The organism is Bradyrhizobium canariense (assembly GCF_019402665.1).
Taxonomy (GTDB): domain Bacteria; phylum Pseudomonadota; class Alphaproteobacteria; order Rhizobiales; family Xanthobacteraceae; genus Bradyrhizobium; species Bradyrhizobium canariense.
This window is the reverse complement of record NZ_VSST01000029.1, coordinates 106,236-121,214: the sequence shown is the minus strand read 5'-3', so window position 1 is coordinate 121,214 and position 14,979 is coordinate 106,236. Positions and strand designations below refer to the sequence as shown.

Below are 14,979 nucleotides of genomic sequence, written 5' to 3'. Positions count from 1 at the left end.
TCCGGCTCAGGCGCTCAGACGCTTGCGGCCGCGGGCGCGGCGGGCGGCGAGCACCTTTCGGCCGCCGGCCGTGGCGAGACGGGCACGGAAGCCGTGACGGCGCTTGCGCACCAGTTTGCTGGGTTGATAAGTCCGCTTCACGGGTTTTTCTCCGCTGACCGGGCAATTTGCCTGTAGAATTGATGATAAAGTCCGGAAGATGCTGCCCAAAACGGGCCTTTTTCGGCCCCAAGAGAGCCGCTCCCGGCGGTCACACCGGGTCATCGCGGACAATTGGCCGGCTTATATGCGAGCGCCTTCTTTTCGTCAACGCCGCACAAGAGCTCAATTCGGGCGAATATCGCTGTCCGTGCGGGGTTTTTAACCCTTGAGGTAGCGACTCGCCAGATCTGCGCTTACATCCGACCTTGGCAGATTGACGATCTGTAATTTGACCGCGCTGGGGGCGGGCCGCATCTTCATACGCGCCAAAACCCTTCACCCGGCGACATCTTTAATCCGGTAAAGGCAGCGAGGGCGAATTTCGTGGCAGCGACAGACCTCCAGCCGATCCAGGATGGGGATCAGCGGGACCCGCCGGCGGCGCTGCCGCGCGGGACGCGCGGGCTTGGGCTGTCCGGCAAGCTGCTGCTGCTCACCGTTCCCCTGGTGATGATCGCGGCCATCCTGCTCTACGTGCCGGCCATCGCCAACTTCTGGGTCAACCGGCTCAACGACCGCGTCGCCGCGGCCAACACGGCGGCGCTGGTGCTCGATGCGGCGCCGCTCGGCATGGTCCCCGATTCGCTCTCGCGCGAGATCCTGAAGAGCATCAATGCGCGTGCCGTTGCCATCAAGATGGGCCAGCAGCGCCGTCTGCTCGCCAGCGACAATCTGCCCGCGGCCATCGAGCACGACATCGACCTGCGCGACATGACGGCGTGGGAGGCGATCACCGGCTCGTTCCGGATGATGCTGGAGACCGGCAACCAGGCCATCCGGATCGTCGGGCCCGGCGTCGGCAACGCCCAGTTCATGGAGATTGTCACCGACGAGCTGCCGCTGCGGCAGTCAATGTACCGCTTCTCCCGCAACGTCGTGGTGGTCGCGCTGATCATCGCGGTGCTGACCGCCGGCCTCGTCTATCTCGCCATGCATTATCTCTTCGTGCGCCCGATGCGGCGGCTGACCGCGAGCCTGGTCGGCTTCCACGAAAATCCCGAGAGTTCGGCGGGGATCATCGTGCCGAGCCAGCGCAGCGACGAGATCGGCGTTGCCGAGCGCGAATTGTCGGACATGCAGCGCGACCTGATGTCGATGCTGCACCAGAAGAGCCGGCTCGCCGCCCTCGGCCTCGCCGTCTCCAAGATCAATCACGATTTGCGCAATCTGCTGGCCTCGGCGCAGCTCCTGTCGGACCAGCTCGCCAGCGTGCCGGATCCGCGGGTGCAGCGCTTTGCGCCAAAACTCGTGCGCTCGCTCGAGCGCGCCATCGCCTTCTGCCAGTCGACCTTGTCTTACGGCCGCGCTCAGGAAGCCGCGCCCGACCGGCGCATGATCATGATCGAGCCGGTGGTGCTGGAGGTGCGCGAGACCGCTGGCCTTGCCTCCGACGCCTCGATCGCCTGGGTCGCCGCAATCGAGCGTGGGCTCGCGGTCGACGCCGATCCCGACCAGCTCTTCCGCGTGCTGCTCAACCTCGTCCGCAACGCCGCCCAGGCGCTGGAAAGCCATGCGTCCGCCGAGGGCGGCGCGCAGCAGATCCGGATCACGGGAAAACGCGAGGGCGCGGTCGCCATCATCGAGGTCTCCGACACCGGCCCTGGCGTGCCGCAGAAGACCCGCGATCACCTGTTCGAGGCGTTCCAGACCTCCGGCCGCCCCGGCGGCAGCGGCCTCGGCCTTGCCATCGCCGCCGAGCTGGTCCGCGCCCATGGCGGCGACATCCATCTGGTCGAAGGCACCATCGGCGCCACCTTCCGGATCGTCATCCCCGACCGCCCCGTGGAACTGCTCTCCGTCCGCAACGAGCGGGCGCGGGCGTAGGTCGGCCGGCGGCCGAGTGCGGAAACCGTCATGTCCCTGCAAAATCTCCCCAATCCGGACCTTGCCAATTGGGGCAAGAGCGGTTAGTCAGAGCGCTCTTTCGCACCCCTCCGGCGTCGCCGGGGGCTGCCTGCGGGCCACGCCCGCACTGTCAGCGAAAAACGCGCCCGTAGCTCAGCTGGATAGAGCATCAGACTACGAATCTGAGGGTCGGACGTTCGAATCGTTCCGGGCGCGCCATCATCTCGCGAAGTCCTTGTTTCTCGGGAATAAATCGACAAATCAATAGCTTCCTCCTGCCGCACTGGTATCAAGCGGTGGGATCAATGGTGCGTGTCGTGGGACTTGGTCTGATACAGAACGAGCATGGCGTTTGGTGCGTACGCCGGAAGGTGCCGAAGCGTCTCGAAGAAGTGGTCGCGAGGGTTCAAGGGAGCCCCAGAGCCCGACAGCCGTGGCTCAAGCGGTCATTGCGCACGAAAGATGAGAAGCGCGCCAAAGTCCTCGCGAAGCCCGTCATGATCGAGTTTGACCGCATCCTCGCGCAAGCCGAGGCCATGCTTGTCGAGCAGCCTGTTCGCACGTCCCTCACCGAAGCCGAAATCAAGGCCATCAGCGACTACTTCTATGCCCATGAGTTGGGCGCAGATGAAGAGCTTCGCGAGGAGGGCGTTGGGTCCGACGCGGTTTATGCGGACGTTCGCCGACAGCTCACAGAAGCCGGTGTTGAGTTCGCAACTCCATTTGGGGTCCCGCAGACCGCTTCCGGTCTTTCCGACCGGATGATGCACAAAATCGAGGAGGACACTTCGACCGTCCTGCCCGCCCTCAAGGAGGCTTTGGCACGGGGCAAGGTCGATTTCATTCGCTACGAAGTGAACGAACTGCTTCAGCTCTTCCGCATCAATCTCGACGCTAACAGTCCCGATTTTCGCAAGCTGGCACTCGCTGTAATGCGGGCGGAGGTCCGCGCATTGGAGGCGGTTAAAGCGCGACACCGAGGCGAGCCGATTGAGAGCCCTAAGCTGGTTGAACCCAGCGGCGTCCCCAACGTCTCCTCGTCAGGCTCAGGGCTTCGTGCGGCATACGAAGGTTGGCTCAAGGTCACACCCCGCAGGAAAAGCACCAGCATGGAGTTTGAGCGCGGCATCGAGCGTTTCATCGAACTACACGGTGACCTCGATGTGGCTAAGATCAACCGAGGGCACGTTAGGGAATTTCGGGACGCCGCGCAGCTCGTGCCAGCGAAGAGGTCGGGGAAACTCTTGAAGGCCCCTCTGCCCGAGCTTGCTGCTTACTCGCGCAAGCATCCCGACCTTCCTCGGATCAAGGCTGCAACCATCAACAAATGGCTGAACTGCTTGGGCGCGGTGCTGAACTGGGCGCGAAACAACGGCATCATTCCTGATGACATGCCGTGGTCCGATCCCGTCAAAGGGATGAGGCTGCGCGAGACGCGCTCCACACGACAGCCTTGGGAGCCACAGGAGCTAAAGGCTCTCTTCTCCTCACCCGTGTTCGTTTCGGGAGAGCGGCCCATAGGCGGAAAGGGTGAAGCGGCGTTTTGGTTGCCACTGCTCGGGATTTACAGCGGAGGTCGCCTGAACGAACTTGCACCGATCTGCGTGGAAGATGTGAAGACCGACGACCCTACAGGCGTCCGTTTCCTCACCGTTATCGAGGAGGAGGAAGAAGGCCGAAACGTGAAGAACGACCGCTCCGTGCGCGCCATTCCTGTCCACTCCGAGTTGATCCGCATTGGCTTTCTGGAGTTCGTGGAGCATGTCAGCGCTGCGGGCGGACAATCGGCACGGCTGTTTCCACAGCTCACACCGGGCTCCAAGGGGCTCTTTGGGGAAGCCTTCTCGAAATGGTTTGGCCGCTACAAGCGCCAGCTCGGCATCACCAACCCGGACAGCGTGTTTCACTCATTCCGCCATGGCTTCAAGGACGCCTTACGATCAGCGGGCGTGAACGAGGACGTCAACGATGCGCTCACAGGCCACAGCGGCAACAATCCGGTAGCTCGTGACTACGGCTGGAAAGAAATGGCTCGTCGGTTTGGCTTCCATAGGCTTTCGGAGGCCGTTGAGAAGGTCCGCTATCCCGGTCTCGACCTCTCGCAGCTCCGATGGACGCCAGACCAGATGGGCGCACGAGGAGCCAAGGGGGTCCATGGTGGACCGGGTAGGCGTCCAGTCCCCGGCCCGCAAAAACCCCGAGAAACATAGGTGTTCCCCGTGGGGGCCGGGTAGACCGGGTGGACGGGCGAACTTCTACTGACATCAGAACGACCACGGTTCCTTTTGGGCTCCTTCGGGCCTTGGCGGCAGGATGTAGTGGCGCGCCCTTTTGCCGTCGCCTATCGGTTTGCGTATGTGCGTAACCCCAGCGGCTGCAAGCGCGATGCCCACTTCCTTCGCGTTCTTCGCCTGCGCCCCGTAACCGTCCTTTCCCAACTGCCGCTGAAGAGCGTCGTACGTGAACTCGTCGCCCAAGGTCTCGTGGAAATGCCCACTCTTGACCGCCTCGATGATGTACGTGCGCAACGGGTGCTCGCTATCGGCAATGGCCTGCTGTTTTGCCTCGGTCATCGGGGGGCGCCGGAAGGCATTGAACCCCGAGAGGTCTCTGTTCTTCAGGAACGTGAAGATGTCGTTCATCGCCTCGTCAGTGCCGATGTAGCGATACAGGCGGTCGTAGTAGTCGTCCTCGCGAGGCTGGGCCTTGCTGTTGAACACGAAGTAGCGGCGGTCACCCTCCTCGATGTTCAAGGGCGCACTGTGATTGGAGAACATGATGAAGCGGGCGTAGTTGTCGATTTCGATCTGCGGCCCGTACTTGATGTTCGCGCTCACCGTAGGCTCGGTGATGAGGGGCTTCAGCTTATTGGCCAAGTCCCAGTTGCCCGCCTCGTAGACCTCGTCCACTTGCACTACGAGTTTACCCACGAGCCATCCGTCGAAGGCGCCCTTCAGGTCCTTGGTTTGGGCGACACGGCTGTTCTGCTCACCAACCAGACGCCGCACCACAGTGCCCAAGGTGGACTTGCCGATACCTTTGGCTTCGCTGGTCAGCAACAGCGCGTGCCCGATGCGCTCATGCGGCTTCTGCACGAGGTGGGCCAGAAAATTGAGAACGTGTTTGATCGCGGCCTCGTCACTATCGAAGAGATAATCCAAGTGCTCCAGAAACACCTTGGGTTCCCCGGCGCCCTCTTGTGCAACCCATGGGGCGGGCCTCCACAGGTTCAACACTCGGCAGCCGTCGTCGTCGTGCGCGATTTCGGGCTTGCCGGGCATGAACTCGACGCGCTCCGCAATGACGAACGTGCCGTCGTATGCCTCCTCGTGATACTCAGGTTCGTAGTACTGAGATAAGACCTTCTCCAACGTCGGAAACCAGACCTTCACGCGGCCACCGCTGTCCCGGTAGCGGAAGCCGTGTTCGGCCTTGTTGATACGGTGGAAGACATGGTCGGTGAGTGGTGCGAGCTTCAGCGGATTGCGCCGAAGAACAATTCCCCCGTGTTGGGCCGTGTAGGCGTATTTCCTACAGACAGCGTCCATTGCTTGCTCGCAACGCTCGTGAAACTCTTGTGACCCTTGGAGGGGCAAGTCTCGCTTGAGAGCGCTCAGGCTCTCTTGCTCGTTCGCGTCGGCTTCGGGGCTGATGGATTGGAGGGGGTGGGCTTCCAGCTCTGATTTCACTTCCAAGGAACTCTCCGTGCTACCGTTTGTCGGCGCAGCTCTTCTGTTGATGGGCAGGGTAGCTCTCAAGGCCCAGGTGCGGCCGAGGTGATCCTGCGGGTGGCGGCGTGGGGATGCGCGACCCACATAGTCAGCTCACCTCGTCAACGCAAACGTCAACGTTGGGAACTCAGAGTTTTTCCGGATCAGTTCCGGCTGCCGCTTTGTTATAAACTGTGGCACATGCGCGGCTGATCAGGTGTGGGTCTCGCAGGACGCGCGGGGAGGCCCCAGCCTCTGTAGTCGGGATTTCCATCGCCCGAGTTTCGCTTCTCCCCCAGTCATAAACTTATCCAACCGGACATAAACAATTGTCGCGCGGCCGTGATCAGTCCCGCCAGAAATTGCGGAAGCGCGTGGGCGACAGTTCTGTGTATCGCACCGTGTGCTGAATGTTCCTGTGGCCGAGGTACGCCTGAAGGGCGCGGGTGTCGTGTCCCTTGGAGGCCAGTGCGAACCCGCAGGCATGCCGTAGCATGTGCGGATGAGCCTTGAACCCAAAGGCTGCCTGCGTGCCCGCCCGCTCGACCATGCGCGCGAAGCCTGCCGTGGTGAACGGCGCCCCACGTTCCGATGTGAACACAAAGGGTGACTTGGGTTGCTGATCGCGCTGTAGCCGCCGCAGCCGCCGCAATTCGTCCCCAAGAATGGGGTGCGTGCTGGGGCTGCCCTGCTTGACCCTGCGGACGTGCAGGGTGGCTGTCGTGAAATCGACCTGATCCCAGCGAAGGTCCGCCAGTTCGGATGCCCGCAGGCCGTGACGGTAGGCCACGAGGATCATGGTGCCGTCGCGGTGGCCCCAACGGTTTCCCTTAGTGGCCTCAATCAGCCGCTCAACCTCAGCCTCGGTCAGGTACTCGCGGGTTCGCAGGTCGGCGTTGGGAAGCCGCTTGGGCGTAACTGTTCGTTTTTCGGTGTCTGGGGCGATCAAGCGGAGGTGTGATTTGGCCAATGTTTTCACCAGAATGAGAAGAACGACTGTTCGTATAATGGCCGAATTACGGACAGTCTGCAAGGGCCGCTTAGCCGCGCGCCATTCTGAAAGGGCTCTTTGAACGGGTCCCCTTTTCCAAGGTGGGCCCCTTTGTCAACGAGGGTCGGGGGGTGATTTCAAAAAACACGGACTAAAGGGCTGCGGCCACCGCCCAGGTTACGGAAGCTGTGTCGGCCAGCCTTCGAAGCCGCTTCGTGTTTCCCTGTGATGATCGCAGCCACAGGTTCAGCCACTACTGGAGCCGCCAAGAACAGTTGTGTACGACTTTGAAATAGCCGTAGGGTGGAACAGGCCGAGGATGAAACATGCGCTCAACCGTTTCACTGGATCAAGGACTGAAGAACCTCCGTTCGATCCGCGCCGAATTCGGCGACAAGCTCCCTGCTTGGAATGAGGCGGACACGCGCTTTCAATTTATTGATCGGCTGCTCATCGAATGCTTTGGCTGGCCGCGCGAAGTCATCAAGACGGAGAGCCGCTTGGATGGCGACATTCGAGACTACGTGCTGGACAATCCCAGCGAAATTGTCTGGGAAGCCAAGCGAGCGGGGGCGTACTTCGACTTTCCTGCTGACAAAGACAAAGGCCTGATACAGAGCCTTAAGTCCGTCATGTCGGTCAGTAAAAGTGCCGATGCGGCGATCAGGCAAGCGCAAGGTTATTGCAATGGCGGGGGAATTGAATTCGCTGTCGTCTGTAATGGCGATCAACTGATTGCCTTCATCGGGCAGCGGATTGGGTCATCGTGGCTCGACGGTAGAGCGCTCGTCTGCCGCAGCCTGCAACAACTGGAGGAGGATTTTCCAACCTACTGGCAGTGCCTTTCTCCCGATGGGCTTTTCGAGCGCCGCCTTGCGACAACCTTGGGATACAGGATCGAGACCAACCTTCCTCGCAAATTATCCTCGCGCCTGATGCGATACCCCTCGTTCCGATACAAGTCGGATTTGCAGGCCAATCTCCGCGCCATCAGTGAGCTGCTCCTCGAAGACATCGTTCGCACCGAGGCGATGAAGAAGCGGTTCTACAATGAGTGTTACGCTGATACAGGAGCACTAAGCCGTGACGCTCTCATAAGCCAGCAGGTCCTGAAAGCCCGTTACGCTTCGTTGTTCCCGTCCCAAGAGGGCTCTCCTACACTGGAGGCGGCTAAAGGGCAGGACGAGGCGGGTGGGCTCACAAACCAAATCTTGACCGAGGCGCTGGCCAAGCGACCCATTGTCCTCTTGGGGGACGTCGGCGTCGGAAAGACTTCTTTCCTTGAAGATCTGATTTACATCCGCGCGCCAAAGGAGTTTGAGAATTCGCTCCTCATCTATGTTGATCTTGGATCGAAGGCGGCCCTGAACACGGACATCAAGGCGCACGTGCTCAATGAGATTGAGCGCCAACTCTACGCCAAATACCAAGTCGATGTTTACGAGGATGGTTTTGTTCGTGGTGTGTATGACCTCGACATAAAGAGATTTCGCAAGAGTTTTCGCGTTGCTTCTCTCAAGGACGATGCTGGCGCAGTTGACGCCGAGATAAACACGTTTCTCCGGGAAACCGTCGCGGACAAGTCGGAACACCTTCGCCGCTCCATCGAGCATCTGGCTTCAGGTAGGCAGAAGCAAATCATCTTCATGATTGATAACGCCGACCAACGAACCACTGCCATCCAACAAGAGGCGTTTCTGATCGCGCAGGAGTTGGCCCAAGGATGGAACGCGCTGGTGTTTATCACCGTCAGGCCGCAAACATTTTTTCAGTCAAAGCGAGCGGGCGTGCTGGCCGCATACCCCCACAAGGTCTTTACTATTGAGCCGCCCCGTCCAGAGGTCGTCATTGAGAAGCGACTTCTCTTCGCCTTGAAGGTGGCCGAAGGCAAAATTCCCGCATCGATGCTCCAAGGCGTGCGGCTCAGTATCGACAGTATGGCTTATTTCCTCAAAGCCCTGCTCTTCTCTTTGGAGCACAATCGCAGTCTGACCGAAATCCTCGCCAACATCAGTGGTGGCAACATTCGTGCGGTTGTTGAATTCGTGACGCAGTTCATCGGCAGCCCCAATGTGGAAGCCGAGAAGATTGTGAGAATTCAATCTCTGACCGGGAAATACAACATTCCGCTGCATGAATTCTCCAAGGCCGCCATTTTGGGTGACTACTCGCACTTCAATCCCAACTCCTCGCTCGCAATGAACCTGCTTGATGTTCAGAACCCGGACCCAAGAGAGCACTTTTTGTGCCCGCTCATAGTTGCGTTTCTAATGTACGAACACACGGCGAAAGACAAAGATGAGTTCGTTCAAGCGAGTTTGATACTCAATTCAATGCAGGCGCTCGCGTTTCTGCCGACCCAGATCGAAGGTGCCTTACGGCGGCTGACCAACAAGAGGCTCATCGAGACGACAGAGCGAATTACCTTTGAGGAGGACATTACCGGATTGGTCGGCGCGATGCCGCACGGCTTCCGTGTGACCACGGTCGGAGCCTACCATTTGCGAAGATGGCTCGGGACGTTTGGGTATCTGGACGCGGTTATGTTCGACACCCCTATCTTAGATCAGCAGGCTGAGGCGGTAATCTCTGCAAATTTAGAGACCTTTGAAATTCAGCTCCGACTGGAGCGCACCACCGCTTTTCGCAACTATCTTAACGCGGCTTGGGATGCGTCGGGTCTGCGCGTTCCATACTTCGATTGGCACGAGGTGGTTCGAGAAGGTCAGGATCAATTCGACGCGGTAAGGCGGGCAGTCGAAGGCATCCAAAAGAAACATGCAACGCAAAACAAAGGGCAAAACTGGAACACCAGAGGCAGGAACAAGTACTGACCGTCCCGGCCTTGTGCGGTGGTACACGCTGGTGGTATCATGCCCCCCGGCGGGATGGTCAAAACCCGAGTAAATTCAAGAGCTTTCGCGGCTGCGGGGTCCCTCGTTCCGGGCGCGCCATTTCGGTACCGACTGTCGCCTGGTCACGCGGATCGAAGCCCCCTTCAGCGGCCCAGCACAGCGGTCATTGCCCGGTTCGTTCACTCCCTCCGCTCACTGAGACCCAACTCTGTCCATAGCCACGCGAAATTGTAGCTGGCCATCGGATTATCTGGATCGGCGTGCTTCGCCGTCCGGTTCTCCATGAGCTTGAGCCACTCGACGACCTTCATCCGTCCGCCCTCCGTCTTCACCGCGGTCCGCGGCGTTTGCCCGTCGAGCGCGGGAACCGGTTGATCGAGCACGTCACGGTAATGCCGGTCCATGTAATCATGGACAATGGCGCGCTGCTGCTCCTCAGGGATATCGAGCTGATTTGGCATGGCAGACTCTCGCGACACCATGACCTGCTCGATCGATTCCGTCTTGACCGAGGGCTGGCGCAGGCGTCCGCCGAGCGCGTCGGACAGCAGTGCGCATCCGCGGCTGCAGCGCTGTTCGGAGTTGGTATTGAGCACCAACGTCTTGCTCTCCAGCCGTATATCGCCCAGCACGAGCCTGTCCTCGTCGGACCATGTTTCGAAGGTCAGCTGTTTCCGCGATGATCCGTCGTGCCCTGGTGCGGCGGCGGGCTTGGCTGCGCTTCTGTTTTCGCCAACCCAGCTCCATGACTTCGAGCTCGTGGCGCGAAACTCCGGACGTGCTTCCAACGCCGCTCGGATGTCACGCCCCGTGGTGCGGGCGGCGAGCGGGAAGCGCGCCTCGCACAGCATCACCTCGTCCCCTTCCGCGTTCCGCAAATCGGGAATTCTCGGTGACTGAATTCGGTCGATGGCGTCGACAAGCCAGAACGTGGTGAACATGGGCGTGATTGCGCGGAGCCTGTCGGTGGGAGAAAGATCCGAGAATCGGTCCTCGTCGAACTCGTATCCGTTCGCTTCCGCCAATTCTCGCTCTTCCTCGCTGCTCAGCGACTCCAGCTTCCGAACGGCCGCGACCAAGAGTTCCGATGTCTCGTGGTCGAATACCAGCAAGCCGCCACCGATCTGCGACCGCGAACCGACATGAACCACGCGCGCGGCAATGCGGTCCCATGGCTTGAGGCTTCGGGTCGCGCTCCGCTCGCTGACCAGGACCGGTTCGGTGTCGCGAAGCAGGTCGCGCGCCAGGAACGAAGTGTCGGGGACGATGTCGCTGACCTCATAGAGGCTCATCGTCGATTTCCGCAGCGCGGCCATGTAATTGCGAATCGATGCGGATTCTTTCCAGCCGCGGCGCTTGAGATAGTCATCCGTCGCGTTCTCGCCGTCGAATTCACGGGTCAGGAAGTCCTCGAAAGCGCAGGCCCACACGGTGCTCATGAACAGGTCTTCGCCGATGGTCGAAGCGATCTGCTCGATCTCGATGCCGGTTTCCTCGCAGGTGGGGACAAGGTGACCTTCAAGGACCCAGTCGAACCGATCGGCCCATCGATCGCGCGTAGACCACCTTATCAACCCTTCGAGCACGTGCTTGCTGGCCATATCCCTGCTCGCATCCCGGAATTCCCGGTCGCCGCGTAAGCGCGGCCATGCCGGAGTTTAGCAGGCCCGCGCGACCTGTTCGATCCGGAACTGGATTTTTCGAAACGACGATCAACGAATTTCTTTGGCACCCGAACTGGCCCTGCGACGCAAGGGCCGCGTGCGCGCCGACGATGCCTGCTCGCACCGCTCACCGAAGCCGCTGCAATTGATTGCACCGGTTCCAAGCCTACGCGAACAAGGCCCGCTTTAGCGCCGCCCAACTTCCTGCGCCGTCGGATCCGAACCGAGCCCCTTGCTCGTCAGCAAAAGGTTGAACTGATCGGCGAAAAAAAGCTGCCCGTTCGGAGCCGTGATCGAAACCACAAAACCATTCACCGCGTGCTTGCGGGCCAGGATCACCGCAACGATCGCGCTGTCACGGAAATCCACGGTGCGGCAGTCGTCTTTAATAGCTTCGATGATAAATGTCATTTGGCCCACGACCACAATTGGCACGCGCCAATTGCGCGCCCGGCAACTCAACCTCGTATCGGTGAAAATGATGTTGCCGACAAGCCAGCTATTGACCCGATGGAACCGCGACCATACCCATATTGGGGGAAACAGCAGACCGGTCCTGGCTCACGCGGTGCGCCAGGGAGACATATAACTGGCTTGCAACCGACTTGTGGGCGTCGGACCGGACATCCGTAGAAGCGGGCACTGGCCATGGTTGGTACGGCGAAAGACGAGGACATCGCGGCGGATTTGATCCGAACCGTCTCCCGCCACTCGTTGGCCTACATGCTGTGGGCAGCCAGCGAAATGTTCCGCCACTACGATTTCGATCCGCTGGACTTGATGATCATTCATGCGGTCTTGAACGCGAACGTTCTCAAGATCATGAAGAACCCCGAACTGGACCGGCAATTTGGCAGCATCCAGGCGGTTGAGCCGGACAAGATCAAGCAGGGCGTTTCCCGTGCCGCCCTGTCCCGCTTTTTCGGTCTGCCGATCGAAACCGTCCGGCGGCGCGCCGATCGCTTGAAGAAGCAAGGCATTTTCCGCGAGACCGACCATGGACTGATCGTGACCGAAGCCAATCAGTTCAAGTTCGGCAATAATCACGAGCTGCAGAGAACCAACATGCTCCTGGTGCGGAAATTCCTCCGTGACCTGACGGAAGCGGGCGTCGAGCTTCCCGGCGGGATTTGACGGACCATTGCCTTGGAGTCTCCGAACCGGGACCGCACCGCGCGCAGGCGGCGTGCGCCATTCATCATCCGGCTTTCACGCGCTCTTCGGCCGAAAGGCGACGATGGATCCGGTTGGCTCGTCTTCGCGCATTGCCGCCTCGATGGCCTTCGCCAACGCAGCCTGGTCGAATGGTTTTGACAATCGCGGCAGGCTGGATCGTTCGTCGCTGGGAATCTCTGCGTATCCCGTGCTCAGGAGGATGACCGTCCCGGGGCGCTCCGCGGCGACAGCGCTGGCCAGCTGCAGTCCAGTCATCCCAGGCATGGCATAGTCGGTCACGACCAGGTCGACGGTACGGGTGCGGCGGAGCAAAGCCAGTGCCTCGTCGCCCGAGCGCGCCTCGACCACGATGTGCCCAAGATCGTCCAACATCGCTGCCGTGTTCTCGAGCACCAGGAGATCGTCGTCGACGACAAGTACGGAAAGCTGTCGGCTGGCCCGCGGTACGGGCGCCGGAGCTTCCGCGCGCGGGTCAGGCACCGCGGTCTCCCCGGCCATCGGCAGCCAAACTTCGGCTGTCGTGCCCTCCCCGGGAAGGCTCCTCAAAGCGAGCTTGCCGCCGGACTGCTCGGCAAGTCCGTGGACCATTGACAGGCCGAGCCCGGTGCCTTTGCCGACGCCTTTGGTCGTAAAGAACGGCTCCTGGGCGTGCCTGAGGGTCTCGTCATCCATGCCGCAGCCGGTGTCGCTCACCGAGAGCGCAACATAGTCGCTCGTCCGAAGGCCGCCATCGCCCCGCTCTTCGCGAGCGGCAATGGTAATCAGGCCACCGCCCGGCATCGCATCACGTGCGTTGACCGCCAGGTTGAGGACAGCCAGTTCGAGCTGGTTCGCGTCGACCCTCACCTTCGGCAGGTCCATCGGAAACAGCGTCTCGACACGAATTCCGGCCTCGAATTTCAGCAATGAGGCCATGCCGTGCACCAATTCGTGGATATCGACGACCGCCGGCCTGAGATCCTGTTTACGCGCAAAAGCGAGCATACGCTGGGTCAGGGACGCGCCCCGCTGCGCGCCTAGCGTCGCGTTGTCCACCAGGCGCTGCACCTTCGCATCGCCCGGCGGCAGGCGCCTCTTCAGAAGTTCGAGGCTGCCGAGAACGGCTGCGAGCAGGTTGTTGAAGTCGTGGGCCACACCGCCGGTAAGCTGGCCGATGGTTTCCATCTTCTGCGACATCATCAGTGCTTCGCGCGCCCGATCCAGCGCATCCTGTGCCCGTCGCCTTTCGCTGACGTCGCGCACGATCTTCGCAAAGCCGGCGATTGCGCCGCTCTCGTTCCGTACCGCAACGATCGTTGCTTCCGCCCAGAAGCGGCTGCCGTCCTTGCGGATACGCCAGCCTTCGATTGCCGACTTCCCCTCGCGCTCGGCTTCAACAAGGGCGCGCGCCGGGGCCCCGGCCGCGCAATCTTCCTCGGTGTGAAAGATCGTGTAGCTCGTCCCTACGATGTCATCGCCATAGCCCATCAGCCGGTGCGCGCCGAGATTCCAGTTGCCCACGCGCCCGTCCGGATCGAGCATGAAGATCGCGTGGTCGACGATACCTTCGACAAGGAGCCGAAAGCGTTCTTCGCTGCGCCTCAGTGCGTCGGCCTCGCGTTGAGCGCGCTCCGCGGAAGCCCTGTCATAGACGGCAGCCGCGATTCCGATGCTCAGGATCACAATGGTGATGCCGGCGAGCAGGAACGCGAGCGGCGCCTGACCGACGCCGAGATGTCCTGCCTGCCGGGCCATGGTGTTCGTCGGCAGGAACATGGCGCCTTCCATCGCGGCGTAGTGCATGCCGGAGACCGCAAGGCCCATCACCAGTCCCGCGAACAGCCGCTGGACCGCGTTGGTGTTGCGAAAGGCGAGCCAGAGCGCCACGACGGAGGCGCTGATCGCGATCAGGATCGAGAGCACAACCCATCGGGGATCGTACTCCATGAGCGCCGCCATGCGCATCGCGGCCATGCCGGTATAGTGCATGCCGGAGATACCAAGTCCCATCGCGAAGCCGGATGCGAGGAGCGCCCGTGGCCGTCGTCCGACGACGGCAAAGGCCGCAGCGGCGACGACGATCGGAATGACAAGCGAGAGGAGAGTCAGGAATGGATCGTACGAGATCTCGATTCCAGGCAGGCTGAAGGCCAGCATACCGACGAAATGCATGGACCAGATGCCGCCGCCCATGGCGATCGCGGCGGCTACCAGCCAGGATCGGCGGGCCCTTCCCGAAGCAGCTCGCATTCGGGTCGCCAGGTCCAACGCCGTATAGGAGGCGAGTGCCGCGATCAGAATCGATAACGCGACCAGAACGGGATCGTGAAAAGCCGCATGATGATGCATTTCGGCCGACGCTAGCCGAACTTACGTTCGCGTTCGCGTTCCCGCAAATTGTCCTCCCCCGACGACGCCGAGTCATCCTCGGCACCAAGATCGTTTCCGCCTGACAGGACGGCGCCGATGACCGGCCGCGGCATCCGTACTTCGCCAGACGAGAATCAGTTGAGAATAGTACCGACGACGAGCCTGCACCGTAAAGGTGGCAGCAAGTC

Annotated in this window: 10 protein-coding genes and 1 tRNA gene; 5 read left to right on the top strand and 6 right to left on the bottom strand. The window is 60.9% G+C overall.

Translation table 11 applies throughout. From position 1 onward, the window contains the following. Positions 1-6: 6 nt before the first annotated feature. Positions 7-141: a 50S ribosomal protein L34 gene (gene rpmH / locus FXB41_RS16640; RefSeq protein WP_008542748.1), complete on the bottom strand. Its 135-nt coding sequence runs from the start codon at positions 139-141 to the stop codon at positions 7-9. A gap of 384 nt (positions 142-525) precedes the next feature. Here rpmH and FXB41_RS16635 point away from each other — a divergent pair, with 384 nt between their 5' ends. The 3 genes from FXB41_RS16635 (at position 526) to FXB41_RS16625 (ending at position 4,256) form a co-directional block, all read left to right on the top strand. After that, positions 526-2,025 carry an ATP-binding protein gene (locus tag FXB41_RS16635; protein WP_219682512.1) on the top strand — a complete coding sequence of 500 codons (1,500 nt, stop codon included), beginning with the start codon at positions 526-528 and terminating at the stop codon, positions 2,023-2,025. A 163-nt stretch (positions 2,026-2,188) separates the two neighbouring features. Next, a tRNA-Arg gene (locus FXB41_RS16630) sits at positions 2,189-2,265 on the top strand. 86 nt (positions 2,266-2,351) lie between these two features. After that, positions 2,352-4,256 carry a DUF6538 domain-containing protein gene (locus FXB41_RS16625; RefSeq protein WP_311985855.1) on the top strand — a complete coding sequence of 635 codons (1,905 nt, stop codon included), beginning with the start codon at positions 2,352-2,354 and terminating at the stop codon, positions 4,254-4,256. A 54-nt stretch (positions 4,257-4,310) separates the two neighbouring features. Here the strand turns inward: FXB41_RS16625 and FXB41_RS16620 are convergent, their stop codons facing one another. Beyond that, the gene (locus FXB41_RS16620) at positions 4,311-5,735 is read right to left on the bottom strand and encodes a DUF5906 domain-containing protein (protein ID WP_311985856.1); all 1,425 of its coding nucleotides are present in this window, start codon (positions 5,733-5,735) and stop codon (positions 4,311-4,313) included. 367 nt (positions 5,736-6,102) lie between these two features. Next, positions 6,103-6,726 (bottom strand): tyrosine-type recombinase/integrase, encoded by a 624-nt coding sequence (locus FXB41_RS16615; RefSeq protein ID WP_219682509.1) that lies wholly within the window; start codon positions 6,724-6,726, stop codon positions 6,103-6,105. A 347-nt stretch (positions 6,727-7,073) separates the two neighbouring features. Between FXB41_RS16615 and FXB41_RS16610 the strand changes: the two genes are divergently transcribed. Next, positions 7,074-9,581, top strand: a complete 2,508-nt coding sequence (locus tag FXB41_RS16610) for a hypothetical protein (RefSeq protein ID WP_219682508.1) — start codon at positions 7,074-7,076, stop codon at positions 9,579-9,581. Between the two features lie 200 nt (positions 9,582-9,781). Here FXB41_RS16610 and FXB41_RS16605 read toward each other — a convergent pair whose 3' ends face one another. Both FXB41_RS16605 and FXB41_RS16600 read right to left on the bottom strand, forming a co-directional pair. Then, a complete protein-coding gene (locus FXB41_RS16605) occupies positions 9,782-11,203 on the bottom strand; it encodes a DUF7986 domain-containing protein (protein ID WP_219682507.1) in 1,422 nt (473 codons plus the stop codon). A 249-nt stretch (positions 11,204-11,452) separates the two neighbouring features. Further along, positions 11,453-11,677, bottom strand: coding sequence for a hypothetical protein (locus FXB41_RS16600; protein ID WP_245285951.1), 225 nt, complete (start codon positions 11,675-11,677; stop codon positions 11,453-11,455). Positions 11,678-11,914: 237 nt separating this feature from the next. Here FXB41_RS16600 and FXB41_RS16595 point away from each other — a divergent pair, with 237 nt between their 5' ends. Next, a complete protein-coding gene (locus FXB41_RS16595; protein WP_219682506.1) occupies positions 11,915-12,400 on the top strand; it encodes a hypothetical protein in 486 nt (161 codons plus the stop codon). A gap of 75 nt (positions 12,401-12,475) precedes the next feature. Here the strand turns inward: FXB41_RS16595 and FXB41_RS16590 are convergent, their stop codons facing one another. Then, the gene (locus FXB41_RS16590) at positions 12,476-14,770 is read right to left on the bottom strand and encodes an MHYT domain-containing protein (protein ID WP_219682505.1); all 2,295 of its coding nucleotides are present in this window, start codon (positions 14,768-14,770) and stop codon (positions 12,476-12,478) included. Between the last annotated feature and the right edge of the window lie 209 nt (positions 14,771-14,979).

Excerpts from the sequence above, each read along its gene's own strand:
- FXB41_RS16625 (WP_311985855.1), top strand. The coding sequence starts at position 2,352 with ATGGTGCGTGTCGTGGGACTTGGTCTGATACAGAACGAGCATGGCGTT.
- FXB41_RS16610 (WP_219682508.1), top strand. The coding sequence starts at position 7,074 with ATGCGCTCAACCGTTTCACTGGATCAAGGACTGAAGAACCTCCGTTCG.
- FXB41_RS16605 (WP_219682507.1), bottom strand. The coding sequence starts at position 11,203 with ATGGCCAGCAAGCACGTGCTCGAAGGGTTGATAAGGTGGTCTACGCGC.
- FXB41_RS16600 (WP_245285951.1), bottom strand. The coding sequence starts at position 11,677 with ATGACATTTATCATCGAAGCTATTAAAGACGACTGCCGCACCGTGGAT.
- FXB41_RS16595 (WP_219682506.1), top strand. The coding sequence starts at position 11,915 with ATGGTTGGTACGGCGAAAGACGAGGACATCGCGGCGGATTTGATCCGA.
- FXB41_RS16590 (WP_219682505.1), bottom strand. The coding sequence starts at position 14,770 with ATGCATCATCATGCGGCTTTTCACGATCCCGTTCTGGTCGCGTTATCG.